The organism is Breoghania sp. JC706 (assembly GCF_037026715.1).
Classification (GTDB): domain Bacteria; phylum Pseudomonadota; class Alphaproteobacteria; order Rhizobiales; family Stappiaceae; genus Breoghania.
The window spans coordinates 68,013-92,226 of the sequence record NZ_JBANCG010000008.1; the positions used below are offsets into that span (position 1 = coordinate 68,013).

The window sequence follows — 24,214 nt, forward strand, 5'->3', positions numbered from 1 at the left end:
GCAAGACCGACCGCCCGATCCTCATCGGTGCCATGTCAGCAAGCGCTGGACATGCCTTTCTTGCCGACGCTCACGTAGCCGAGCCCCGCATCTTCCACGTCCTGAGGACGATAGATGTTGCGCAGGTCGACGATCGTCTTGCCCGCCATGGCCGCAGCTATGCGCCTGAGATCAAGGCCGCGATAGACGTTCCACTCCGTCAACACGACGATGACATCGGCATCCCTTGCGACATCGTAGGGCTGATCGCACCACTCCAGGCCGGGCAACAGCGGCGTAGCCTGCTCGCGCGCTTCCGGATCGTGCGCGCGAACCTTCACGCCGGCACCGACGAGCCGCGGGACGATAACGAGGCTCGGCGCGTCACGGACGTCGTCGGTGTTCGGCTTGAAGGCAATGCCGAGAACACCGACGGCCTTGCCGGCCGGGTTGGGGCCCAGCGCCTCCAGGATGCGATCGGCCATGGCACGCTTGCGGGCCTCGTTGACCTCGATCGTCGTCTCCACCAGAAGCTGCGGCGCTCCCGCCTTGCGGCCCGTGGCGGCGAACGCATTGGTGTCCTTGGGAAAGCACGAGCCGCCGTAGCCGGGTCCGGCATGAAGGAATTTTGGCCCGATGCGCTTGTCGAGACCGATGCCGGTAGCGATCTGCTGCACGTCGCCGCCAACCTTCTCGCACAGGTTTGCGATCTCGTTGATGAAGGTGATCTTCATCGCCAGGAAGGCATTGGCCGCGTATTTGGTGATCTCGGCATTTTCCAGCGAGGTCACCATGATCGGCGTTTCGCGCAGGTAAAGCGGCCGGTAGAGATGGCGAAGAGCCTTTTCGCCGCGCTCGTCCTCGACGCCGACGATGACCCGGTCGGGCCGCATGAAATCCTCGATCGCGGACCCCTCGCGCAGGAATTCCGGGTTTGAAGCGATCGAGAAGGCGACGCCGGGGCGTTCGGCGGCGATGATATCGTGCACCTTGCGGCAGGTTCCCACGACGACAGTCGACTTGATGACGATCACCGTCTCGGGGCGCATGGCGTGGGCGATGCGCTTTGCGGCCTCGAACACATAGCTGAGGTCCGCCTCGCCATCGCCGCGCCGGGACGGCGTTCCGACAGCCACGAAGACCACATCGGCCTCGGCCACTGCCTTGTCGAAATCCGTGGTGAAGGTGAGCCGGCCGGCCTTGTAGTTGCGTTCGATCAGTTCATCGAGACCGGGCTCGTAGATCGGCGATTTAAGTTCGTTGAGTGTTGCAATCTTCGTTTCGTCGATGTCGACGCAGGTCACGTCGAAACCGAACTCGGAGAAGCACACGCCGGAAACCAGACCAACATAGCCGGTTCCAATCATCGTCACGCGCATGAAAACCCCCAGGGGATTGGTACGATTTTACGCCCCGCATGGAGGCTGAAACAATGCGCCAGGCTGCGAGCGCAGCCTGGCGGGCCCGCTCGCCAGCCCGCGCGCTAGACGGTCGCCTTGGCGACCCCGTCGAGCGCCTGCAGCGTCTTGAGCAGGTCCTTCAATTCATGGAGCGGCACCATGTTGGGGCCGTCCGAGGGAGCCTTGTCCGGATCCTGATGCGTCTCGATGAAGACGCCGGCGACGCCGACGGCCGCGGCAGCGCGCGCCAGTACCGGGACGAACTCGCGCTGCCCGCCCGACGATGCCCCCTGCCCGCCCGGCTGCTGGACCGAGTGAGTCGCGTCGAAAATAACGGGTGCGCCGTTCTGCGCCATGATCGGCAGCGCCCGCATGTCGGATACGAGCGTGTTGTATCCGAAACTCGCCCCGCGCTCGGTCTGCAGCACGTTCGGATTACCGGAACCGACCAGTTTCGCGACCACGTTGCGCATGTCCCATGGGGCGAGGAACTGGCCTTTCTTGACGTTGATCACGCGTCCTGTCTTCGCTGCGGCGACCAAAAGGTCGGTCTGCCTGCAGAGGAAGGCCGGGATCTGCAGCACGTCGACAACTTCGGCAACCGCCGCGCATTGCTCGGGCTCGTGAACGTCGGTGAGAACCGGCAGGCCCAGCGTTTCCTTGATTTCGGCGAAAACGGGCATCGCCTTTTCGAAGCCAAGCCCCCTGGCGCCGGTAAGGCTGGTGCGATTGGCCTTGTCAAAGGACGTCTTGAAAACGAGGCCCATGCCCAGACTTTCGGCGATCTCCTTGATCGCGGAGGCCATTTCCATGGCGTGATCGCGGCTTTCCATCTGACACGGACCGCAGATCAGCGAGAGCGGAAGAGTGTTCGAAAAACGGACGGATCCGATCTCGACGGTGGCATTGCAGTGCGTCACAAGTCTGCCTTTCATGACTGCATATCGTGCGTGCGCGTCGCGACGCCCGGACTGATACCGCGCAGCCCTCAGCTGCGCAATGGCATGGAGGGCGAAGCACGGCGAAAAGGGTTTCCATTTCGCCACGCGGGATGGTGTAAACTGGCCCCGCAAAAGCGATCACGACCGCACCGACCAACCCGATCGAGCGCATACAATCGATGAACAGCCTTGGCTCACCCCTAGAGATCTTCGTTCGCAACACGTCATCGATGGTCTTGCGCGAAATGCGCTCAAAGTTTGGCGAACAGAAGCTCAGTTATGTCTGGGCGCTCGTCGAACCGCTCGGCTGGGTGCTGATGATGTCGATGATCTTCATGGCGATGGGATCGCACGTGCCGCCGGTCGGCGACAGCTTCGTTCTCTTCTTTTCGACGGGCCTCGTGCCGTTTTCGGCGTTCAAGGACACCGGCAACGTGGTGCGCACCGCAATAAGGCAGAACAAGCCGCTGCTGTTCTTCCCGATCATCAAGCCGATCGATACGTTCGTCTCGCGCGCGGTCCTTGAAACGCTCACCCAGATCACGATCTTCGCCATCATCGTCGGCACCCACAGCTTTGTCTACAAAGCCATGCCGCACGCGGACTGGATCAACGTGATCATCCCCTTCCTGTTGCTCGCGATCATGGGATTCAACGTCGGCATCATCAACTGCGTGATCATGTCGTATTTTCATGCCTGGGAGCAGATCTGGGGTGTCATCTCGCGCCCCCTGTTCATCCTGTCGGGCATCTTCTTCGTGGCGGATTCCATGCCCAACGAGGTGCGCACCGTGCTCTCCTGGAACCCGATGATGCATTGCATCGAATGGCTGCGCTCTGGCTTCTTTCCGGGTTTTCAAAGCACGTTCGTGAATGTCGATTACGTGCTGTCCTTCACATTCGGCGGGTTGTTCCTTGCCCTCGTTCTGGAGCGGGTCTTCCGGAACAAGATCCTCGCCTAGCGTATCGCCCCATCCACGGTCACCATCAGACGTTGATTTTTCGGCGAGTCTCGGCATAGGTCGATGCGGTCCGAACCCGCGATCGGGATGAGCCCAGGGCACATCAATGCGCCCCGGCCCCTGCACGGGCAGGCACTTTGCGATCGAGTCGAGCCAATTCGATCGCCGGAAACAAATTCAGGATCGACGGGAGCTTCGCTCGAATGGCACGCGTACTGGTAACCGGCTCGGCCGGTTTCATTGGCTACCACGTGGCCAAAAGACTGCTTTCGACGGGAGAAACCGTCATCGGTCTCGACAATCTCAACGGCTATTACGACCCGGCCCTGAAGGAAGCGCGTCTTGCCCGCCTCAAGGCAAGCGACAACTTCATCGAGGAACGGATATCGCTGGAAGAGCGCGACAAGGTGTTGTCCCTCTTCGAACGGCACAAGCCGGACCGCGTCATTCATCTGGCCGCGCAGGCGGGCGTCCGCTACTCGCTGGAAGCGCCGCAGGCCTACGTCGATTCAAACATCACCGGCTTTCTCTCCATTCTGGAAGCCGCTCGCGCCCACCAGCCGGCGCATGTCGTCTTCGCCTCCACCTCCTCGGTCTACGGCCTCGACGGTGCCATGCCCCTCAGCGAACATCGCGGCGGCAATCACCCTGTCTCCTTTTACGCGGCCACGAAGAAGGCCAACGAGGCGATGGCGCATTCCTATGCGCATCTCTTCCGGATTCCGCTGACGGGACTGCGCTTTTTCACCGTCTACGGACCGTGGGGCCGGCCGGACATGGCGCTGTTCAAGTTCACCAAGGCGATCCTTGCCGGCGAGCCCGTCGATCTCTACAACAACGGCGATATGGTGCGCGATTTCACCTTCATCGATGATATCGTCGAAGGCATTGTGCGCATTGCGGAAAAGCCCGCATCCCCTTGTGAAAACTGGGATCCGGAAGCGCTGGACCCGGCGGTCAGTTCGGCCCCCTATCGTATTTTCAACATCGGCAACTCCCAGCCGGTCCAGCTCATGGTCTATCTCGAGGCGATCGAGAAAGCCCTCGGCAAGCCTGCGATCCGCAACCTGATGCCGATGCAGCCGGGCGACGTGGCAGCCACATGGGCGGACACGCGCGATCTTGAGACTGCCACCGGGTTCAAGCCGGCAACGCCGGTGGAAACCGGCGTCAAGGCGTTCGTCGACTGGTATCGGAGCTATTATGACGTCTGATCCTCGCCGTTGGCACCTCTCTGTCATCGGCCTCGGCTATGTCGGCCTTCCGGTGGCCGCGGCCTTCGCAAGTGCCGGCTTCTCCGTCGTCGGCTTCGACATCGACGAGGCCCGCGTCGCCGAACTCAAATCCGGTCGCGACCGGACGGGATCGATCGACTGTCAAGCGCTCGCAAACGACAGGCTGATCCTGTCATGCGATCCGGAGAGCCTCCGCGATGTCGATATCCACATCGTCGCCGTCCCCACCCCCATCGACGGCGCCAAGCAGCCCGACCTGCGTCCTCTCGTCGCAGCCGCACGCACGCTTGCGAAGCAGATCAAGCCGGGTGCGCTCCTCGTTTTCGAATCGACCGTCTATCCCGGGGCCACAGAAGAAGTAATCGTACCGGTTCTGGAAGCCGGTTCCGGGCTCGTCTTTGGCAAGGACTTCGAGGTCGGATATTCGCCGGAGCGCATCAATCCGGGCGATCCGGCGCGGGAATTCTCGACGATCGCAAAGGTCGTGTCGGGCAGCACGCCGGAGGTCGCGCAACGGCTTGCCGCGCTTTATGGTTCGGTGGTGACGGCGCCAATCCACGTTGCGCCGTCGATCCGCGTTGCGGAGGCGGCGAAGGTCATCGAGAACACCCAGCGCGATCTCAACATCGCGCTGATGAACGAGCTTTCGGTCCTCTTCCATACGCTCGGCATCGACACGCGCGACGTGCTGGAAGCCGCCGGCACCAAGTGGAACTTCCTGAATTTCCAGCCCGGTCTCGTGGGCGGACACTGCATTGGCGTCGATCCGTACTATCTGACCCACAAGGCGCTGGCAGCCGGACATACGCCACAGGTCGTTCTGGCCGGGCGCGGCATCAACGAATACATGGCCGGATTTGTGGCGACGAGCGTCGTGCAGGAGGCGGCCGCATTGGGGCGTTGCGGCCCGTTGACGGTCACGGTGCTGGGCGTGACCTACAAGGCGAACGTGCCGGACACGCGCAACTCCAAGGTGGTCAACCTCGTGCGCGAACTGGAGAAATTCTCCGTCCGCGTCCAGGTGATCGATCCGCTCGCGGACCCGCAACAGGTTCGAGAGGAATACGGTCTGGACCTGCTGTCCGGCGATGCGGTTGCTCCGGCCGATGCGGTGATCCTCGCCGTGCCGCATGATGCCTTTGCGAACCGGCGGCCGGACTGGGCGCTGGTAGGAAGCTTCCTGAAATCCGGCGTGGGCGTCGTCGCCGACATCCCGGCCATCCTGCCGCGCGAGACGAAGCCCGACGGGGTCACGCTGTGGAGGCTGTAGCCTGCCCGGCCGGCACCACCTGCGCGCGCTCCTTCAGCCGGGCCCGGGCGATCACAGCGCGGGCAAGTCGCCCTTCGCCCAACCTTCTTTCACCTCTGCCTTGAAGTCCTGGAAACGACCCTGCTCGATCGCGTCGCGGATGCCCTGCATCAGGCTCTGGTAATAGGCGAGATTGTTCCAGGTGAGCAGCATGCCGGCAAGGCCCTCGCCCGCACGCACCAGATGATGCAGGTAGGCGCGCGAATAGGTGCGCGCGGCCGGGCACGACGATGTCTCGTCGAGCGGGCGCGGATCGTCCGCATGGCGGGCGTTCTTCAGGTTGATCTTGCCGAAGCGGGTGTAGGCAAGTCCGTGCCGGCCGGCGCGCGTCGGCATCACGCAGTCGAACATGTCCACGCCGCGCGCGACCGATTCCACGATGTCGTCGGGCGTTCCCACCCCCATCAGATAGCGCGGTTTCGTTTTCGGCAGCACCGGCGTCGTGATCTCGAGCATCCGCAGCATCACGTCCTGCGGCTCGCCGACCGCGAGCCCACCGATCGAGTAGCCCTCGAGCGGCATCTGCGACAGCGCCTCGGCCGATGCCACGCGCAGATCGGCCACGTCGCCGCCCTGCACGATGCCGTAAAGCCCCTGCCCCTTGCCCGGGCCGCCCATCTTCTCGAACTGCTGGCGCGAACGCTCCGCCCAGCGAAGCGACAGCTGCATGGCCCGCTCGACCTCTTCACGCGGCGCGGGGAGCCTGAGACACTCGTCGAGCTGCATCTGGATGTCGGAGCCGAGAAGCCCCTGGATCTCGATGGAGCGTTCCGGCGTCATCTCGTGGCGAGAGCCGTCGATGTGGCTCTGGAACGTCACTCCCTTTTCCGAAAGCTTGCGGATCTGGGCGAGCGACATGACCTGGAACCCGCCTGAATCGGTGAGGATCGTGTGCGGCCAGTTCATGAACTTATGCAGGCCGCCAAGCCGGGCGACGCGCTCCGCCGTCGGGCGCAGCATCAGATGGTAGGTGTTGCCCAGCACCACGTCGGCGCCAAGCTCGCGCACCTGTTCCGGATACATCGCCTTGACGGTCGCCTGCGTGCCCACCGGCATGAAGGCGGGCGTGCGAACGAGCCCGTGCGGGGTCTTCACCAAACCGCGACGCGCCATGCCGTCGGTGGCAAGCAGGGAGAAGGAAAAGGCCTCGGTGGTCATGTACGTTCCTGGGGGAAAAGCAGCGAGGAATCGCCGTAGGAATAGAAGCGGTAGCCGCTCGCGATGGCATGCGCATAGGCACGGTGCATGGTCTCGAACCCCGCGAAGGCCGAGACCAGCATGAACAGCGTGGAACGCGGCAGGTGGAAGTTCGTCATCAGGATGTCGACCGCGCGGAACCTGTATCCCGGCGTGATGAAGATATCCGTCGGCGCGCGCATGGGATGGATGACGCCGTCCAGGGTCGCCGCGCTTTCCAGAAGCCGGAGGCTGGTGGTGCCCACCGCCACGACCCGCCCCCCACGCGCGCGAACCGCGTTGAGAGCCTCGGCCGTCTCCGCGCTCACCTCGCACAGCTCCGAGTGCATCTTGTGGTCGGCGATGTCGTCGACCTTCACCGGCAGGAAGGTTCCCGCCCCCACGTGCAGCGTCACGAAATGCTCCTCCACGCCGTGGGCTCGCAGGCGCGCGAGAAGATCTTCGGTGAAATGCAGTCCGCCCGTGGGCGCAGCGACTGCGCCTTCATGGCGCGCGTAGACGGTCTGGTAGTCCTTGCGGTCCTGCTCGTCCTCGCCGCGCTTGGAGGCGATGTAGGGCGGCAACGGCACGTGGCCGGCGGTCGCAATCGCGATGTCGAGATCGGGGCCGGAGAGATCAAAGGCGAGCTCGACCTCGCCGCCCTCGCCCTTTTCTGCAACGGTCGCGTCGAGCAAGCCGGCGGAGCACATCGTGCCGTCGTGGGTCCCGAAACGCACCCGCTCGCCGACGCGCAGCTTTTTCGCGGGCCGCACGAAGGCGCGCCAGCGGTCGGCGGCAACCCGCATGTGCAGCGTCACGCCGATGTGTGCAATGGCCCCGTCGCGCTCGCGCGTGCCCTCAAGCTGAGCCGGGATCACCTTGGTGTCGTTGAAGACGAGCGCATCTCCCGGTCTCAGATGAGCGGCAAGGTTGGCCACGATGTCGTCGGAAAGCTCCGGCTCGCCGCCTGGATGCACGATGAGCTGGCGGGCGCTGTCGCGCGGCCGCGCGGGCCTCAGCGCGATGCGGTCCTCGGGAAGCTCGAAATCGAAATCGTCGACACGCATTGGTGCGCCTGAACTGGATTGCGGGGCGGCACATGCCGCGGGAACGGAGCCGGGGAGCGGCGCGGGATCAGGGCCGCTGTTTAGGCCGCAGGGCCGGAGCGGTCAACTTGCGCCGGACACGAAGACGGCGGCGCGAGAGATCCCGCACCGCCGCCAACAATCCGTATCAGACCACGTTCGAGGTTCAGGCCGCGTCGGCCGCGACCTTGACCGAGACGATGTTGTCGGGATCGCGCACGGGCTCGCCGCGCTTGATCTGGTCGACGTTCTCCATGCCCTCGATGACCTTGCCCCAGACCGTGTACTGGCCATTCAGCCAGACCGAGTCGGCAAAACAGATGAAGAACTGGCTGTCGCCGGAATTGGGATCGGCCGCGCGCGCCATGGAGACGGTCCCGCGCACATGCGGCTCCTTGGAAAACTCCGCCTTCAGCTTCTTGCCGGAACCGCCGGTGCCGGTGCCGTGCGGGCAGCCGGTCTGGGCCATGAAGCCATCGATCACGCGGTGGAAGACGATACCGTCGTAAAAGCCCTCGCGCACCAGCTCCTTGATCCGCTTGACGTGCTCGGGAGCAAGGTCCGGACGCATTTCGATGACGACGGGGCCCTTGGAGGTTTCCATGAGCAGCGTGTTTTCGGGATCCTTGATGTCGGCCAAAGCCATTTCCTCTCGTATTGCAGATAGTCGGTATGAAGCGTTGATCGCACCGGCCTTACTTCACGTCGGCGGCTACGCGCAAGCTGATGATCTTGTCAGGATTGGCCGGCGGCTCGCCCTTGGCGATCTTGTCGACATTGTCCATGCCGGAAACGACCTGCCCCCAAACGGTGTACTTCCCGTTCAGGAAGGCGCCCGGCGCGAACATGATGAAGAACTGCGAATTGGCGCTGTTGGGATCGTTCGTCCGCGCCATGCCCACCGTGCCGCGCTCGAACGGAACCTTGGAGAATTCCGCCGGAATGTCCGGGAGATCCGATCCGCCGGCACCGGTGCCGGTCGGGTCGCCCGTCTGGGCCATGAAGCCGTCGATCACGCGGTGAAAGATGATGCCGTCGTAGAACTTGTCGCGCACCAGTTTCTTGATCTGGGCGACATGTTTGGGCGCCACGTCGGGCAGCATCTTGATCACGACCGGACCCGACTTCAGCTGCAGGATCAGCGTGTTTTCCGGGTCGGTGTCCTGGGCGCGGACGGCGCCCGCGAAAGCGGTTGCCAGCGCGGCAGCGAAGAGAAGGGTGCGCAGCACGAAGATGTCTCCTTGAGTTGAAAGGACCGCCGCATGTCGGGTGCCGGTGCGAAAGGCCGCTAACCCGCCGTACCCTTGCGACCAAGCTCTCGCGCCACGTTCTCCGGCACGAAGGGGGAAACGTTTCCGCCCATCGCCGCGATCTGACGCACAAGCGTGGCGGCGATATGGCGAACGTCCGGCGAGGCGGGAAGAAAAACCGTCAGAATATCCGGCGCAATCGCCCCGTTGGTGCCGGCCATCTGCATCTCGTAATCGAGATCGGTGCCGTCACGCAGACCTCTGATGAGGATGTTGGCGCCGTGTGCGCGCGCGGCCTCCACCACCAGCGTGTCGAAGGCAACGACATCGATCCGGCCGGCATCCTCGCCGAAACGTGCCGCCGTCACCTCCCGGATCATGGCGCGCCGCTCTTCGAGCGTGAACATCGGCTTCTTGCCGGGATGGATGCCTATGGCGACGACGACCCGGTCCGCGAGAGAAAGCGCATGACCGAGAATGTCGATATGGCCGTTGGTGATCGGATCGAAAGATCCGGGGTAAAGGGCGGTGCGTGTCATGCGTCCTCTCTATCGACCTCTCCGCAGGGAGACAATGGGGATATCGTCAATAGAGCGAAGGCGGCAACCCGCAAGCGCCTCCTGAAGGTTTCCTTCACCCTCACGACAGTTGTCGCAACGCAACACACAAACTTTTTCCTGCCTTCCTCTTCGGAATATGATATGGTGTTGCGATAATGCCAGGGAGGCGAAAATGAAGAGCAACGCAAGGCGCATGGCATATGCCGTCGCCATCGGCGGATCGGCTCTGACGTTCGCCGCGATCGGAAGCTTCTCGGGATCCGATAACGGCGTCGTCAGAAAGAGCGATCGGTTGAGAATGGAAATCACTGTCGCTTGCGGCTCCGACGTCGTTTCCGATGCCGGAGGCGGATGCGAGACACTCGCCAGCCGCTCCCCGTGGACGAAACCCGGTGTGTCCTACGAGACCACGGCCCTTCAAGACGGCGCGAACACGACCACTTTGGTCAAGCGCCGGATTGAGCAGTGATCCGCCGCACCTCGCGACGGATTTCCTGACCCCCGCGGCGGCATGTTCCCCGGCATGCCGCCGCATTTTTGTTTTACGCTCCCAGAAACAGTAAAAACAAAAAATCCAGAAAATTGCGTCATGCCCTCAGAAATGGCAGGCTGAGCCACATCCCGCTGTGCATGACCGATCAAATGCACATTACTGTTCGACTGGACGCCGGATTAGAAGAACGCAGTAAAATTCCTGCCTACGCCCACTTCGAAGCATCCCTTTGAATCACCCAGCATTGCTCCAACTCTCGTGGTTGGGCTTTACTTACTTGATCATAACCGCTCAGCTAAGTATAGGATTCCCCCCTCTCTATCGAAACCTCTTTTCCAACATGGAGCCCACTTACAGGCTCGTAATTCCATTTATCTTTATCGACACTATTTTAATGTGGGCATACGTGGCGACGGACTGGCCGGTGTTCTTCGTGACGGCCGGCGCAGCCTCGTATTATTGCGGCCTTAGAATTCGCTCCGCACTTAAGCGAACCACCCCACTTCCCCTACCATGGCTCCAGCATCCGGTTACGACGAGATGGCCGATGCTCGCGTTCGATTGCTGGACAATCGGTCTTGTCGGTATTTGCTCCGCACTTTGACTCAAGGTACCTGCCAGCCTTGGCCCAGGCAGCTTAGGTTCGCCCCCGTCCAGCCCAGGCCCGAGGTCAGACTGCGTTATCTGAAAAGGGAAAAGAAAAGGCGCCCGTTGCACGTGCAACGCCCCGTTTCGCCAGATCCGCGTCTGACTCAATGCGACTGGGGAATGTGGCTCGGGCCTTCCGGACGGATTTCGGCGACCATGAGCCCCTTGGGGCCTTCGCCGAAACGGACCATGACGGTCTGTCCGGGGCGCAGTTCGGCCAGACCGAAGCGGCGCAGCGTTTCCATGTGGACGAAGATGTCCGGCGTGCCATCGCCGCGCGTCAGGAAGCCGTAGCCCTTGACCCGGTTGAACCACTTGACAGTCGCCCGCTCAAAACCGCCGGATGGCGTCACCTGAACGTGAGTGCGCGAGGGGGGAAGCTGCGAGGGATGAATTGCGGTCGACTCGTCCATCGACAGGACACGAAAGGCCTGCAGACCCTTCGGACGGCTGAGCACCTCGCACACCACGCGAGCCCCCTCGTAGGCCGTCTGGAATCCGTCGCGCCGGAGGCAGGTCACATGTAGCAGAACGTCCTCGCCGCCGTCGTCGGGAACGATAAAGCCGTATCCCTTGCCGACATCGAACCATTTGATGGTTCCGGCGACCTCGAGAACGTCGACGGGAGATTCTTCGATCTCCGCCCGGTCCTCAAATGGACGCAAGTCCGAAGCTAGCTTGGCCCCCATTTGGTCTCTGCCTCGTATCCACACCGTAATCTACAAACAGCTCGGCTAACCGATTCCTGTCTTGAAGGATAACATTCAAGTCCTGAACCGCCAGAGCAAATCGTGAAAAAATCGCAAATTTTTCATTGTTAATACGGCATTTTACGCAATGCCCGCGAGAAAATCCCCGATATTTCCACGCAGAACAAGTTCCGCAGCGTCATCGAGCGGCGTCGGATCGCGGTTGATGATAACGAGCCGCGCGCCCTGCCGCTCCGCGACCAGCGGCAGCGACGCCGCCGGCTGCACGGCAAGGGATGAGCCTGCCACAACGAAGAGATCGCACGATTCGGCGAGCTGGAGCGCCCGCTCCATTGCCTCGACCGGCATCGCCTGCCCGAAATTGATCACCGCAGACTTGACCAGCCCGCCGCAGGAATCGCAGCGCGGCGAGGTGCCCGATCTCTTTATTATGGCGCGAACCTCGTCAAGCTCGTGTCGTGTGCCGCAATTGAGGCAGGCACCGAATGTCGCGTTGCCGTGCAATTCGATCACGCTCTCTCGCGCGCACCCCGCGCGCTGGTGCAGGCCGTCGATGTTCTGCGTGATAACCGCGGCCACCTTGCCCTGCCCCGCGAGTGTGGCGATGGCGATATGTCCGGCGTTGGGCTTTGCCGCCAGGAACTGCTCGTTCATCTCGAACCGGCGGCGCCAGTCCTCCAGCCGGATCGCCTCGTCGGAGACGAAGTCATCGAATTCGATGGGCGCCATCCGCGACCATATCCCGCCGGGACTTCGAAAATCGGGGATGCCGGATTCGGTCGACATGCCGGCTCCGGTAAAGACGATGCACTGCCGGCTCATGTCGATCAGCCGGGACAAACTCTCCCGGCCGGCATTGATGTCACAGACAAGGGTCATATCTTGTATTTCGGTTTTCCAATTCCCGGTTCAAGGCGGCCATGATGCCCAGCTACCCTTCCTGAGACCAGTCATCCGCCCGAACCTCCTCCAAATCAAGAGAAGACATGATGCGATATCTTCACACGATGGTCCGGATTTCCGACATTGATGCGGCACTCGATTTCTATTGCAACAAGTTTGGCCTGAAGGAAGTCCGCCGGACGGAAAGCGAGGCGGGTCGGTTCACGCTGATCTTCCTGGCCGCCCCCGGCGATGAGGCTGCGGGCAAGGAAAAGGCGGCGCCCCTTCTGGAGCTTACCTACAACTGGGATCCGGAAACCTATACCGGCGGGCGCAATTTCGGTCACCTCGCCTACGAGGTCGACGACATCTACGAGACCTGCGAGAAGCTGCGGAGCAACGGCGTGACGATCAACCGCCCCCCGCGCGATGGCCGCATGGCCTTCATCCGCTCCCCCGACAATATTTCCATTGAGCTCCTGCAAAAAGGCGACGCACTGCCGCCGCAGGAACCCTGGGCCTCCATGGGCAACACCGGCGAATGGTGAGCCCTGCCGGCACCGACTGACATCGCATTTGCGTGCGTCCCGGGGCTTACCTCAGGCGCGCGCGCATGCCGCGCAAGGGCGGTCCGATCGGTACGTCAATTTCTCCTTGGAAAACATCATGGGGATTGTGGCGTGCCCTCTTGCGGTGCGCGGAAAACGCAACTATAAGCCGACCCACAAGCTGTTCCTGCGGCCCACGCGGCAGAGGACATGCAGCGTGCGCCCATCGTCTAGCGGTTAGGACGCCGCCCTTTCACGGCGGAAACAGGGGTTCGATTCCCCTTGGGCGTACCACTCCTCCCCCCTCCACATTGCGTTTCCTTCTCCTGACTTTTGTCGGCCTCTCCCGCATTCGTCAGCCGGCGCTGGCCAAAATCGCGACCGGGAACCGGGCGAGCATACGCTCGACCGCCACAGGCCCGTTGATTTCCATCGTTTCGCCCGTAACGACGTCTACGAATTCCCGGCCGGCGGCTGAGCCCGGCAATTCCACCACGGTATCCTGCCAGCGAGATGGCTCGATGTGCGGGTGGCGGGCGCCCGCGAGAAGCGACAGGGCAAGGCGCGGCACGACGGTGATCGCCATGTCCGGCCCCTTCAGCCGTGCAAAAGCCAGGACGTTATCGGCAAAGCGGCCGCGCACCTTCAGGGCCCGGTAGACGCCTTGGGAAAAGAGTTCCGGACGCTCGCCCCGCAGCCGCAAGCCGGCCCGCAGCAGCGCGAACTTCGGCGCGCCCGATTGCCAGTCATTCATCGGGTCCGTCGTGGCCGTTGAGGCTTCGGCCATTTCCGCGAGCCTTGTAAAATCGACAGGCCGGCGGTTGTCCGGATCAACCAGGCTGAAATCCCAGACCTCGCTGCCCTGATAGATGTCGGGCACTCCGGGAGCCGTGAGCTTGATGGCAAGTTGCGAAAGACCGTTCAGCGCACCGGCCCGCCAGAGCGGAGCGCAGGTGGCTGCGAAGTCGCTCAGGAACGCAGCACCTGTCGACCACGAAAGCGCCTGCCGGACGAATTCCGTGACCGCTTCCTCATAGGCGGCTGCCTGATCGGTCCAGCTCGTGCGGCGCTTGGCCTCGCGCAACGCCTTTTCCATGAAGGCGCGCATGCGCGCGCACAACGGTTCGAGATCCGGGCGCTCCTCGCCAATCAGTTCCGCCGGCCATACGCCTGCAAGCGCCTGATAAAATAGCCATTCGTCCGCCCGGTCAGGCGCGACGCCCCCCTCCAAACGCCGGCGGAAAGCGGCGTTCATTGCGGACCATCGCTCGGTCGCGGCACACCATTGTTGCGGCATCTCGCTCAGCGCGTAGAGCCGGGCCCGGGCATCCTCGCCGCGTTTGGTGTCGTGCGTCGCCGTGGCCGACAAGCCGTCCGGTTCATTCGCCTGCCGTCGAGCCATGGCGACATGAAAGACCTCGCAGGATGCGCCGAAGACATCCGGGGCGCCGCCCACTTCGTTCAGCGCAATCAATCTGTTGTAGCGATAATAGACCGTATCCTCCGCCCCTTTCGCCATGACCGGCCCGCTCGTCTGCTGCAACCGGACGGCAAAGGCCTCGACCTCGTCCTTCAGCGAAGGTTCCGGAGGTTCGAGGAGCGCCAGACGTTCGATGAAATCGATGGCGGCGGGATTGTCGATGCGGCGGGCGGTCCGGGCGGACCTCGCCGCCTGCCCGATCAGGACGCGGTCCAGCGGATCGATGCCGTTGCCATCCACGTAGGTGCGATAGACGGGCAGCGCGGCAATGAACTCGACAATCGCCTGGCGCAACGAATCCCGCCCGAGATCGCGCGTCTTCAGGGAACCAGAGGCAATCGCAACCGCGCGTTCGGTCAGGACATCCAGTTCGCTTGCGAGATTGCGCGACAGGATTTCCCGCTTGCACTCCGCGATCTGGCGGTCGAAGGCAACCCGGTCCCCCGTGAAGCCCTCGTAGGCCTCGGTCATGTCCGCGCGCTGCGCGCGATCGACGAAAAGCCTGGCGAGCGCGGTAATGAACTCGTATCCCGTGGTGCCGCTCATCGGCCAGTCGCGGCGCGGCTCCTCGCTCCCCTCCAGAATTTTCTCCACAAACACGGGAAACGCCTTGCCGGGGCAGAGCCCGCGAAGCCGTTCCAGATAGCCTTTCGGGTCGGCAAGACCATCGATGTGATCGATCCGCAGACCATCGACCCGGCCCTCGTCGATCAGAACGCGCAACCGAGCGTGCACGTCCTCGAAGACAGCGGGATCCTCGACACGCAGACAGACGAGATCGGAAATCTCGAAGAACCGCCGATAGGACAGCGCCTCGCGCCCCAACCGCCAATGGGCGAGCCGCCACGGCTGCGCTTCATGCAGGGCATGGATATCCTGCGCGGACAGAGCGTCGAGGGTTTCGTCGATCTTCGCGCGAAATGCCTGGTCGCCTGCCAGTCGGGCAAGTTCGCCTTTCAGCTCCGCCGCGCTCCCGGCCGTCGTTTCGGCAAAAGCCTCTCCGAGCGCTTTCGCTTCCCGGTGATCGACGCGATCGAGGATCCGGGCATAGCTCGGTGGCGTCAGCGGCAGCGTGCGGTCGTAAAAGGCAAGATCGAAGCCCCCCGCCCCGGGGGCCTGCGTCACGGCGAATTCGCCGCGCTCGATCATTGTGCCATAGGGTTCGCCCAGCACCGGCAGGAGCAGCCGAGGCGCGGACCAGTCGATATCGAAATGCCGCGCATACGGGCTCTGTCGACCCCATTCCAGTACCGAGTGCCACCACGGATTGGCCTCGTTTGCCGCCATGTGGTTCGGAACGAAATCGAGGATGAGCCCGAGCCCCTCGCGCTTCAGCGCGTCCGACAGGCGAACGAACCCCTCCTCCCCGCCGAGCGCGTCGTCGAAGCGGTCGTTTCGCGCAACGTCATAGCCGTGCGTTGAGCCCGGGGCAGCGGCGAAGATCGGGGGGGCGTAAAGATGGCTGATGCCGAGAGCGGCGAGATAGCCGGCGAGGTCCGCCGCACGCTCGAACGTCATGCCATTGCGGAATTGCAGACGATACGTCGCCGTGAATGGTGTGGTCATTTCGCGCGCTCCCTGGTCACGGCGTCGACAACCGTCCTCCATGCGGGGCGCGCGGACGCCTCCTCCACCGCAGATGCAGTGCGCAGACGCCAGTTCGGATATTCCTTCCACGTGCCCGGCACGTTGACGGGCCTTGCGGCCTCGCAAAGATCTTCCACCTGCACGCCGAAAAGCCGCGAAGGCGTGCGCGCGAGAAAGACGTGCGCGGCCGTTGCAATCTCGTCCACGTCCGCAGATGCGAGTGTCCGGGCGCAGCGCGGGGGAAGATCTCGCCGGAGCCGGTCGATGAGCGCGGCGCGATCGCGTGCGCGGCCCTCCCGCCGGGCATCCGCATCCCCCTGCCCGAGCAGTCCGAGCTCCTGGAAAAGATCGATATCGCTTCCCGCCCACCAGCCGCGAAACGGAGGCAGATCGTGGGTGGAGACGGTCACGAAAGCCTGCCGCCTGTAGGAGGATGCTGCCCGGAATGCGTTTCGAACCCATTCGAAATAGAGCACGCGATAGGACTGGAGGTCGGCGTCCCGCATGATGCGGCCGAACCCCTTTGGCACGGTTCCCAGATCCTCGCCGATGATGATGGTCCCGTACCTGTTTGAAACGTCGCTCAAGGTCCGGAGCATCGACGCCAGCGGATAGTGGACGTAGCAGCCGTCGGTCGCGGGAAATCCTTCCGGGATCCAGAACAGCCGGGTCAGGCTCATCGCATGATCGATCCGGATGGCGCCGGCGTGACGCGACACGGCCTCCAGCACATCGCGCAAGGGCTGGTAGTCCCGTTCATGCAGCGCGCGCGGCGACATCGGCGCGAGCCCCCAGTCCTGACCACCGGTGAAGAAGGCATCCGGCGGCGCCCCGACATTTGCGCCCGGAACCACCAGATCGGGATCGCTCCATGTCGCGGAACCGTCGGGTGCGGTTCCAACGGCCACATCGAGATAGAGCCCGATGCGCATTCCCGCGCCCCGCGCCCTCTCCGCGGCACGCGCGAGCTGGCGATCCGCGACCCATTGCAGCCAGAACTGATAGCCGACCTCGTGACCATGATCCTGCGCGAACCGGGCGACGGCATCGGTTCTCGGACTTCTGTAGTCCTCCGGCCAATCGCGCCACCCGGCACCGAAGTCGGCCGCGAGATGAGCGGAAAGCGCCTCGAAAAGCACATGAAGGCGCAAGGCCTCGCCGCCTTCGGCCACAAAGCGGTCGAAAGAGGCGCGGGCCTGCTCCTGCCAGAGTGCGGGCGCTTCACAGAGGTCATCCCAGCAGGCGCGCAGCGTCGCCAGCTTCAGCCTCGCCACAGAAGTGTAATCCACCCAGTCCGCATCGCGCAGACGCGCCGCCTCTTCGGTTTCGACGGGCGGCGGCTCCTGCAATCCCGGGATGGCATCAATTGCGATGTAAAGCGGGTTGAGAAACAGCCGGTTGGACGGCGAGAACGGGCTGCAGCGTTCCGGATCGGCGGAAAAGAGCGCATGCAGCGGGTTCACGCCGACGAAATCGGCGCCATCCGCAGCCACCTGTTCGGCAAGGCGCGCCAGATCCTCGAAATCGCCGATGCCGTGATTGCGCTTGGTGCGCAGACCGTAGAGCTGGCAGGTGACGCCCCAGCACCGCCCCTCGGCGAGCCAGTTCGGCATGTAGCTGCGCGCCACCGCGACCGGATCGTCAGCCGCGTCGCGCTTCGGCGCCGCTTCCAGGTTCCGCAGGACTTCTTCCGGCGTTGCCGCGCTGACCGACATGGCCGACAGCACGGCGCGTCGCGCCTCGGGCGAGGAACGCACGGTCTCGCCGGTTCCTGTCTCGTAGCCGAGCTGAAGCCCATAAGCCTCACACAGGCGGTCGAAAGCACGCTCGCTCATGACGCATCCAGGAAGACGGACACGAACCAGGGCGGCAACATTGTGTCCCCATCGACGCCGTCACTGCGATAGAGCACCCTTCCGGCCGGAGCCCCCGCGGGAAGCTTCGCGGGCGCGTCGTCGAGATTGGCCGTCATCATCAGGCTGGAGCCGTCGCCAAGCCGCCAGGAAACGGCGAAAGCCCTGCCGGCGACGGTCGCCTCGCCATTGTGTGTGCTCATGCCCACCAGCCTCGGCACGATTTCGCTGCGGCGAATGGCAAGCAGCCGACGGAAGAGATCGAGACGCGCCTTGCCGGCGGGTTCCTCACGTTTGCGCCAATCGATGCGGGAGGCCTCGAAGGTTTCAAGCGCATTCGGATCAGCGATCTTCTCGCGGTTGGCCGGATCGGCGAAACGCTCGAACCGCTTGAACTCGCGCCGACGCCCTTCGCGCACGGCGTCCGCCAGTTCTCCGTCGAAATCGGTGAAGAAGCCAAAGGGGTTGGTCTCGCCCCATTCCTCGCCCATGAAGATGAGGGGGATCTGCGGCGACAAGAGCAGAATTGCCGTCAGCGCTTCGAGCCGGTTTGCCGGCACGAGAGCGGCGAGACGTTCGTTGAACGCGCGATTGCCGATCTGGTCGTGGTTCTGCAGGAAATTGACCATCGCGACCGGCGGCAGATCGGCGCTCGGCTCGCCACGTGGAGCATTCTCCCAGAATTGCGAGATCTCCCCCTGATAGACGTATCCTTCCGCAAGGGCCCTTGCGAGATCACCCACCGGGTCGTCGCCATAATCGACATAGTAACCTTCTTTCTCCCCGGTTGCGGCGACATGGGCCGCGTGGTGGAAGTCATCGTTCCACTCCGCCGTATAGAGACGCGGCCTGCCCGCGCTGTCGCGCTGGTGGAAGCGGGTTATGTTGCGGTCGTCCTCGGTCGTCAGATGAATGGAGCGATCGCCGATGCGGGCCCGCACCGTCCTGGCAATCTCTTCCAGAAGCGGGACTTCCGACGTGTCCTGAATCTCGTTGACGGCGTCGAGCCGGAGACCGTCGAAACGGTACTCTTCCAGCCAATACAAAGCATTGTCGATGAAGAAATCGCGCACCGGCTGGCGTTCATAGGCGATCGCCGCCCCCCATGGCGTCTGGCGCGCGTCGGTGAAGAACTCCGGCGCATAGAGATGAAGATAGTTCCCGTCCGGCCCGAAATGGTTGTAGACGACATCCAGAAGCACCATCAGGCCACGGGCGTGGGCCGCATCCACAAGGGCCTTCAGGTCGTCGGGCGTCCCGTAAGCCGGATGGGGGGCGTAGTGCAGCACTCCGTCATAGCCCCAGCCGCGATTGCCGCCGAACTGGGCGACGGGCATGAGCTCGATGGCTGAAATCCCCACCTCGCAAAGGTGATCGAGCTTCGCGGCAATGCCCGCAAAGGTTCCCTCCGGCGAGAATGTCCCGGTATGCACTTCAAGGATCACCGCCTCTTCCCATGATTGGCCGCGCCAATCCAGAACGTTCCAGCGGTAGGCTGTGGGATCGACCAGCAAGGACGGTCCATGCACATCGCCGACCTGCGCCCGGGCAGCGGGGTCCGGGACGGCGGTATCATCAGGCAACTGGAAGGCATAGGCATCACCCGGCCCCAGCAGGTCTGTTTCGACCGAGAACCACCCGTCCGGCGAACGCAGCATGTCGACCGGCCGGCCTCTCGCGACCAGCGTGAGGTGATCGAGCCTCGGCGCCCACAGGGAGACGCGGACGCCGCCCTCGACGATTTCCGCGCCCCAATGCCGTCGATAGGAGAAGCTGCGGGTCATTTCGCCTCCGCTTGCGCCTGAAGGAGGAAAAGAGAGCGCGCCGGCAGGTCGAAGACCTCATCGGCCGCGGGCTCCGGCTCGGCCGGAAACGCCGTGCCGTCCGCCGTCCCAACCATCACACGCCAGCACGCTGCGGTTTCGCGGCCCGGCAGCGTGAAGGCCACTGTCTCGTGATGGGCGTTGATCAGCATCAACAGGCGTCGGCGTTCCTCATCGCAAAACAGCAGGCCGATGCTCTTGCTGAGGGGGTTGTTCCAGTCATCCTCTCCCATCTCCTGCCCGTCGGGGCGAAGCCAGACGACATCGGGAATATGTGTCGCATTCACCTGCCGTCCGTGCAGAAAAGAGGTCTCGCGCAACAAGGCGGTAGAGCGGCGGATGTGGATGAGCGCACGCACGAATTCCAGAAAGCGTGCGTCGCGTTCGTTCTCCCCTTTCCAGTCGAGCCATGACATCTCGTTGTCCTGGCAATAACCGTTGTTGTTGCCTGCCTGCGTGCGGCCGCGCTCGTCGCCCATCAGCAGCATCGGCGTGCCTTGCGAGAACAGCAGCGTGGCAAGCAGGTTGCGCCGCATCCGGTCGCGCAGATCCAGGATTTCCGGATCGTCCGTGGCGCCCTCCGCCCCCCAGTTCCAGGACCGGTTGTCGTCGTGGCCGTCCTGATTGTCCTCCTGGTTCGCCTCGTTGTGCTTTTCGCTGTAGGAGACGAGATCGGTCAGCGTGAAACCGTCGTGAGCGGTGACGAAGTTGATGCTGGACCATGGCCTTCGGCCGGAATGGTCGAAAAGCGGCGCCCAGCCGAGCAATCCGCGCGCCATGTCGGGCATGCCGCCCTCCTCGCCCTTCCAGAAGGTGCGTACGCCATCGCGGTACTGGCCGTTCCATTCCGCAAATCCCGGTGGGAAGGCCCCCAGCTGATAGCCGTCCGGCCCGATATCCCAGGGCTCGGCGATCAGCTTGACGTCGGACAGCGTCGGATCCTGCCGCACGGCCTCGAAGAACACCGCATGCTGGTCGAAGGCCTCGCGTTCCCGCCCCAGCGCCGTCGCCAGATCGAAGCGGAAACCGTCCACGTGGGCGTCTTCCACCCAGTAGCGCAGCGAGTCCATCACCATCTGGAGAACACGGGAGTTCTTCAGGTTGAGCGTGTTGCCGCAGCCCGTCACATCGAAATAGTAGCGGGGATCGCTGTCGAGGATGTAATAGCTGGCATTGTCCGCTCCCCGGAAGGACAGCGTCGGCCCCAGATGATTGCCCTCGGCCGTGTGGTTGTAGACCACGTCGAGGATCACCTCGATGCCCGCCTCGTGCAGGCGGCGGACCATCAGTTTGAATTCGTGCAGGTCCCCATAGGGAGAGATGTAGCGCGTCGCAGGCGCGAAGAAGCCGATGGTGTTGTAGCCCCAGTAGTTCACCAGCCCTTTCTCGACCAGATAGCGATCGTCGAAGAACGCCTGGATCGGCAGCAGTTCCACCGCGGTAACGCCGAGCTTCACGAGATAATCGATGGCCGCGGGATCCGCGAGGCCGGCGAAGGTTCCGCGCAAGGCGGGCGGCACGTCCGGGTGGAGAGCCGTCATGCCCTTCACATGCGCCTCGTAGATGATCGTCTCCGCCCACGGGATGCGAGGGCGGATGTCCGGCCCCCAGGTCACCGCCGGGTCGATCACAACGCATTTCGGCATGACGAACGCGGAATTCCGCCGGTCCATCGTCAGGTCGGCGCGCTGGTGGCCGACACGATAGCCGAAGGCGGCATCGTGCCATCGCAACTCGCCCTGATACGCCTTGGCGTAAGGGTCGAGCAGCAACTTGTTCGGATTGAACCGGTGACCGTTCGCCGGATCGTAGGGACCGTGGACCCGGTAGCCGTAAAGCTGACCGGGGCGGACATCGTGCAGGTATCCGTGCCAGACCTCGTGCGTGTATTCGGGCAACGGGATGCGGTGGATCTCGCGCCGTCCGGTGTGCTCGAACAGACAGAGCTCCACCTTCTCCGCATGCCTGGAGAAAAACGCGAAGTTGACGCCGGAGCCGTCCCATGTGGCGCCGAGCGGATGCGGCTGGCCGCCGCTGAGGCGGCTATACATCGCGGCTCCCATCGTCAGGCACGAGGATCAGAGCGCCCAGCGGCGGCAACACCATTTCCAGCGAATGCGCGTGACCATGGGCGGGCACGCTCTCGGCCTCCACGGCGCCGCCATTGCCGACGTTGGAGCCACCATAGAGTCCGGCATCGGTGTTGAGGACCTCCCGCCAGGTGCCCGCGATGGGCACGCCGATGCGATGACGCTCGCGCACGACAGGCGTGAAATTCAGGACGACCAGAACCGGCGCATCTCCCCCCGCCCCTTTCCTCAGATAGGCGAACACGCTCTGTTCGGCGTTTCCGCCATCGATCCAGGCAAATCCCGCCGGATCACAATCGAGCACATGCAGCGCCGGGATCTCGCGATAGAGCCGGTTGAGATCGCGGATCACCTGCATCACGCCGCCATGCATCGGCTCTTCGCAAAGATGCCAGTCGAGCGATGTATCGTGGTTCCATTCGCGTTCCTGGGCGAACTCCCCGCCCATGAACAGCAGCTTCTTGCCCGGATGGGTCCACATGAACGCGTAATGGGCCCGCAGGTTCGCAAACTTCTGCCAGCGATCGCCCGGCATCTTGTCGATCAGCGATCCCTTGCCGTAGACGACCTCGTCGTGAGAGAGCGGCAGCACGAAGTTCTCAGAGAAGGCGTAGTGCAGGCCGAAGGTCATGTCGTGGTGGTGATAGCGCCGGTGAACCGGCTCCTTCGCCATGTAGCCGAGCGTGTCGTGCATCCAGCCCATGTTCCACTTGTAGCCGAAGCCGAGCCCGCCATCCTCGACCGGACGGCTGACACCGGGCCACGCGGTCGATTCCTCCGCGATCGCCAACGCTCCCGGCACTTCCGACCGGATCGCGCCGTTGGTTGATCGCAAAAGCTCGATCGCTTCCAGGTTTTCCCGCCCGCCGTGAATGTTGGGCACCCATTCGCCCTGCTCGCGCGAATAGTCGAGATAAAGCATCGATGCGACAGCATCGACGCGCAGGGCATCGACATGAAACTCCTCGAGCCAGAACAGGGCATTCGACTGCAGGAAGTTGGAAACCTCGCGGCGGCCGAAATTGTAGATCAGCGTGTTCCAGTCCTTGTGGAAGCCGAGGCGCGGGTCCTCGTGCTCGTAAAGCGCGGTTCCGTCGAAACGGGCGAGACCGTGCGCGTCGGAGGGAAAGTGTGCGGGAACCCAGTCGACGATCACGCCGATACCGGCATTGTGCAGCCGGTCGACGAGACGTGCGAAGCCTTCCGGCGATCCGAAACGGCTTGTCGGAGCGAAGAGACCGATAGGCTGGTAACCCCAGGAGCCCGTAAAAGGATGCTCGGCAATCGGCATGAATTCGACGTGGGTGAACCCCATGTCGGTGACATGCTCGATGAGGTCGTCGGCGAGTTCGTCGTAGTCGAGCATGCGCCCGTCGGGCCCGCGCCTCCACGACCCGGCGTGCACCTCGTAGATGGAAACGGGCGCGGACGTGCAGATCGTCTCGCGCCGGCGCGCGATCCAGGCGTCGTCGGCCCAGCCGTGGTCCACCAGACCGTGAATGCGGGACCCGGTGGCCGGCGTCAGTTCCTGTTCGAAGGAAAAAGGATCCGCCTTGAGCGGCAGACGGTGGCCCGATGCGCTGATGATCTCGTATTTGTAAACGATGCCACGCGAAAGGCCCGGAATGAAGATCTCCCACACGCCGGCATCATGACGCTTGCGCATCGGATGGCGGCGGCCATCCCACGCATTGAATTCGCCGACCACCGAGACACGCGCGGCATTCGGTGCCCAGACCGCGAAGCTCACCCCGTCGACGCCGCCGAATTCGCGCGGGTGGGCTCCCATATGGCGGTAGAGCTGGCGATGGCTGCCTTCGCCCATCAGATGGATGTCGAGATCGCCGAGAAGCGGCGGGAAGCGATAGGGATCGTCGATCTCCCAGCTGCACTCGCCGTGGGTCTTGCGCAGATAGTAGAGAAAGCGCGACTTGCGGCGCGGCAGGGAGCCCGCAAAGAACCCGGCCTCGTGCACGCGGGGAAGCTCAGCGACGGAACGCGCGTTGCGCGCATCGATGACCTCGACCCTGTCGGCCTCGGGCGCGAAGACACGCACGCTCACCGGCTCGTCGCCGCCGCCGTGCATCCCCAGAACCGAAAACGGATCGCCATGCGCCCCGGTCACCAGGGCTTCTATTTCGGTCGCGTCGAGTTGGGGCGAAAGAGCGTCGGCGCGCGCCGGAGCGGAAGTGGTGGTGGTCAT

19 protein-coding genes and 1 tRNA gene are annotated in these 24,214 nt (G+C 63.5%); 6 read left to right on the plus strand and 14 right to left on the minus strand.

From position 1 onward, the window contains the following. Nucleotides 1-35: 35 nt before the first annotated feature. Entirely contained in the window at nucleotides 36-1,358 is a 1,323-nt protein-coding gene (locus V2L18_RS17280) for a UDP-glucose/GDP-mannose dehydrogenase family protein (protein WP_336179552.1), read from the minus strand. Nucleotides 1,359-1,462: 104 nt separating this feature from the next. Continuing rightward, nucleotides 1,463-2,314: a 3-deoxy-8-phosphooctulonate synthase gene (gene kdsA / locus V2L18_RS17285; RefSeq protein WP_336179553.1), complete on the minus strand. Its 852-nt coding sequence runs from the start codon at nucleotides 2,312-2,314 to the stop codon at nucleotides 1,463-1,465. A gap of 236 nt (nucleotides 2,315-2,550) precedes the next feature. Between kdsA and V2L18_RS17290 the strand changes: the two genes are divergently transcribed. The 3 genes from V2L18_RS17290 (at nucleotide 2,551) to V2L18_RS17300 (ending at nucleotide 5,787) form a co-directional block, all read left to right on the plus strand. Continuing rightward, a complete protein-coding gene (locus tag V2L18_RS17290; RefSeq protein ID WP_336179774.1) occupies nucleotides 2,551-3,282 on the plus strand; it encodes an ABC transporter permease in 732 nt (243 codons plus the stop codon). Nucleotides 3,283-3,485: 203 nt separating this feature from the next. Continuing rightward, nucleotides 3,486-4,496 carry an NAD-dependent epimerase gene (locus tag V2L18_RS17295; RefSeq protein ID WP_336179554.1) on the plus strand — a complete coding sequence of 337 codons (1,011 nt, stop codon included), beginning with the start codon at nucleotides 3,486-3,488 and terminating at the stop codon, nucleotides 4,494-4,496. Further along, nucleotides 4,486-5,787, plus strand: coding sequence for a nucleotide sugar dehydrogenase (locus tag V2L18_RS17300; protein WP_336179555.1), 1,302 nt, complete (start codon nucleotides 4,486-4,488; stop codon nucleotides 5,785-5,787). Before V2L18_RS17295 ends, V2L18_RS17300 begins: the two co-directional genes overlap by 11 nt. Nucleotides 5,788-5,838: 51 nt before the next feature. Here V2L18_RS17300 and tgt read toward each other — a convergent pair whose 3' ends face one another. The 5 genes from tgt to coaD all read right to left on the minus strand — a co-directional run bounded on the left by tgt (nucleotide 5,839) and on the right by coaD (nucleotide 9,876). Then, nucleotides 5,839-6,984 carry a tRNA guanosine(34) transglycosylase Tgt gene (tgt, locus tag V2L18_RS17305; RefSeq protein ID WP_336179556.1) on the minus strand — a complete coding sequence of 382 codons (1,146 nt, stop codon included), beginning with the start codon at nucleotides 6,982-6,984 and terminating at the stop codon, nucleotides 5,839-5,841. After that, on the minus strand, nucleotides 6,981-8,069 hold the full coding sequence (queA, locus tag V2L18_RS17310; protein ID WP_336179557.1) for a tRNA preQ1(34) S-adenosylmethionine ribosyltransferase-isomerase QueA: 1,089 nt from the start codon (nucleotides 8,067-8,069) through the stop codon (nucleotides 6,981-6,983). The genes tgt and queA overlap by 4 nt, the downstream gene beginning before the upstream one ends. Nucleotides 8,070-8,253: 184 nt before the next feature. Continuing rightward, nucleotides 8,254-8,727 (minus strand): peptidylprolyl isomerase, encoded by a 474-nt coding sequence (locus V2L18_RS17315; RefSeq protein ID WP_336179775.1) that lies wholly within the window; start codon nucleotides 8,725-8,727, stop codon nucleotides 8,254-8,256. A gap of 55 nt (nucleotides 8,728-8,782) precedes the next feature. Beyond that, nucleotides 8,783-9,286 carry a peptidylprolyl isomerase gene (locus V2L18_RS17320; RefSeq protein WP_336179776.1) on the minus strand — a complete coding sequence of 168 codons (504 nt, stop codon included), beginning with the start codon at nucleotides 9,284-9,286 and terminating at the stop codon, nucleotides 8,783-8,785. Between the two features lie 89 nt (nucleotides 9,287-9,375). Beyond that, nucleotides 9,376-9,876: a pantetheine-phosphate adenylyltransferase gene (gene coaD / locus V2L18_RS17325; RefSeq protein WP_336179558.1), complete on the minus strand. Its 501-nt coding sequence runs from the start codon at nucleotides 9,874-9,876 to the stop codon at nucleotides 9,376-9,378. 193 nt (nucleotides 9,877-10,069) lie between these two features. On the opposite strand from coaD, the gene V2L18_RS17330 reads away from it, so the two are divergent. Beyond that, entirely contained in the window at nucleotides 10,070-10,366 is a 297-nt protein-coding gene (locus V2L18_RS17330; RefSeq protein WP_336179559.1) for a hypothetical protein, read from the plus strand. A 776-nt stretch (nucleotides 10,367-11,142) separates the two neighbouring features. Here the strand turns inward: V2L18_RS17330 and V2L18_RS17335 are convergent. Together V2L18_RS17335 and V2L18_RS17340 are read right to left on the minus strand one after the other, a co-directional pair. Then, entirely contained in the window at nucleotides 11,143-11,727 is a 585-nt protein-coding gene (locus V2L18_RS17335) for a cold-shock protein (protein WP_336179560.1), read from the minus strand. 141 nt (nucleotides 11,728-11,868) lie between these two features. Next, complete coding sequence (locus V2L18_RS17340; RefSeq protein ID WP_336179561.1) at nucleotides 11,869-12,627, minus strand: NAD-dependent deacylase; 759 nt, start codon at nucleotides 12,625-12,627, stop codon at nucleotides 11,869-11,871. 110 nt (nucleotides 12,628-12,737) lie between these two features. On the opposite strand from V2L18_RS17340, the gene V2L18_RS17345 reads away from it, so the two are divergent. Together V2L18_RS17345 and V2L18_RS17350 are read left to right on the plus strand one after the other, a co-directional pair. Further along, nucleotides 12,738-13,178: a VOC family protein gene (locus tag V2L18_RS17345; protein WP_336179777.1), complete on the plus strand. Its 441-nt coding sequence runs from the start codon at nucleotides 12,738-12,740 to the stop codon at nucleotides 13,176-13,178. Between the two features lie 219 nt (nucleotides 13,179-13,397). Then, nucleotides 13,398-13,472, plus strand: a tRNA-Glu gene (locus V2L18_RS17350). A 61-nt stretch (nucleotides 13,473-13,533) separates the two neighbouring features. Here V2L18_RS17350 and treY read toward each other — a convergent pair. From treY to glgB, 5 genes are read right to left on the minus strand one after another with little or no spacing between them, the layout of a single operon-like run. Then, entirely contained in the window at nucleotides 13,534-16,224 is a 2,691-nt protein-coding gene (gene treY / locus V2L18_RS17355) for a malto-oligosyltrehalose synthase (RefSeq protein WP_336179562.1), read from the minus strand. Beyond that, on the minus strand, nucleotides 16,221-18,080 hold the full coding sequence (gene malQ / locus V2L18_RS17360) for a 4-alpha-glucanotransferase (protein ID WP_336179563.1): 1,860 nt from the start codon (nucleotides 18,078-18,080) through the stop codon (nucleotides 16,221-16,223). The genes treY and malQ overlap by 4 nt, the downstream gene beginning before the upstream one ends. Continuing rightward, complete coding sequence (treZ, locus tag V2L18_RS17365) at nucleotides 18,077-19,882, minus strand: malto-oligosyltrehalose trehalohydrolase (protein ID WP_336179564.1); 1,806 nt, start codon at nucleotides 19,880-19,882, stop codon at nucleotides 18,077-18,079. The genes malQ and treZ overlap by 4 nt, the downstream gene beginning before the upstream one ends. Further along, complete coding sequence (gene glgX, locus V2L18_RS17370) at nucleotides 19,879-21,972, minus strand: glycogen debranching protein GlgX (RefSeq protein ID WP_336179565.1); 2,094 nt, start codon at nucleotides 21,970-21,972, stop codon at nucleotides 19,879-19,881. The genes treZ and glgX overlap by 4 nt, the downstream gene beginning before the upstream one ends. Next, on the minus strand, nucleotides 21,965-24,214 hold the full coding sequence (gene glgB / locus V2L18_RS17375; RefSeq protein ID WP_336179566.1) for a 1,4-alpha-glucan branching protein GlgB: 2,250 nt from the start codon (nucleotides 24,212-24,214) through the stop codon (nucleotides 21,965-21,967). Before glgB ends, glgX begins: the two co-directional genes overlap by 8 nt.

What these genes read in the sequence shown, in the direction of transcription:
- V2L18_RS17280 (WP_336179552.1), bottom strand. Translation starts at nt 1,358, where the DNA reads ATGCGCGTGACGATGATTGGAACCGGCTATGTTGGTCTGGTTTCCGGC.
- kdsA (WP_336179553.1), bottom strand. Translation starts at nt 2,314, where the DNA reads ATGAAAGGCAGACTTGTGACGCACTGCAATGCCACCGTCGAGATCGGA.
- V2L18_RS17290 (WP_336179774.1), top strand. Translation starts at nt 2,551, where the DNA reads ATGGTCTTGCGCGAAATGCGCTCAAAGTTTGGCGAACAGAAGCTCAGT.
- V2L18_RS17295 (WP_336179554.1), top strand. Translation starts at nt 3,486, where the DNA reads ATGGCACGCGTACTGGTAACCGGCTCGGCCGGTTTCATTGGCTACCAC.
- V2L18_RS17300 (WP_336179555.1), top strand. Translation starts at nt 4,486, where the DNA reads ATGACGTCTGATCCTCGCCGTTGGCACCTCTCTGTCATCGGCCTCGGC.
- tgt (WP_336179556.1), bottom strand. Translation starts at nt 6,984, where the DNA reads ATGACCACCGAGGCCTTTTCCTTCTCCCTGCTTGCCACCGACGGCATG.
- queA (WP_336179557.1), bottom strand. Translation starts at nt 8,069, where the DNA reads ATGCGTGTCGACGATTTCGATTTCGAGCTTCCCGAGGACCGCATCGCG.
- coaD (WP_336179558.1), bottom strand. Translation starts at nt 9,876, where the DNA reads ATGACACGCACCGCCCTTTACCCCGGATCTTTCGATCCGATCACCAAC.
- V2L18_RS17330 (WP_336179559.1), top strand. Translation starts at nt 10,070, where the DNA reads ATGAAGAGCAACGCAAGGCGCATGGCATATGCCGTCGCCATCGGCGGA.
- V2L18_RS17335 (WP_336179560.1), bottom strand. Translation starts at nt 11,727, where the DNA reads ATGGGGGCCAAGCTAGCTTCGGACTTGCGTCCATTTGAGGACCGGGCG.
- V2L18_RS17340 (WP_336179561.1), bottom strand. Translation starts at nt 12,627, where the DNA reads ATGACCCTTGTCTGTGACATCAATGCCGGCCGGGAGAGTTTGTCCCGG.
- V2L18_RS17345 (WP_336179777.1), top strand. Translation starts at nt 12,738, where the DNA reads ATGCGATATCTTCACACGATGGTCCGGATTTCCGACATTGATGCGGCA.
- treY (WP_336179562.1), bottom strand. Translation starts at nt 16,224, where the DNA reads ATGACCACACCATTCACGGCGACGTATCGTCTGCAATTCCGCAATGGC.
- malQ (WP_336179563.1), bottom strand. Translation starts at nt 18,080, where the DNA reads ATGAGCGAGCGTGCTTTCGACCGCCTGTGTGAGGCTTATGGGCTTCAG.
- treZ (WP_336179564.1), bottom strand. Translation starts at nt 19,882, where the DNA reads ATGACCCGCAGCTTCTCCTATCGACGGCATTGGGGCGCGGAAATCGTC.
- glgX (WP_336179565.1), bottom strand. Translation starts at nt 21,972, where the DNA reads ATGTATAGCCGCCTCAGCGGCGGCCAGCCGCATCCGCTCGGCGCCACA.
- glgB (WP_336179566.1), bottom strand. Translation starts at nt 24,214, where the DNA reads ATGACCACCACCACTTCCGCTCCGGCGCGCGCCGACGCTCTTTCGCCC.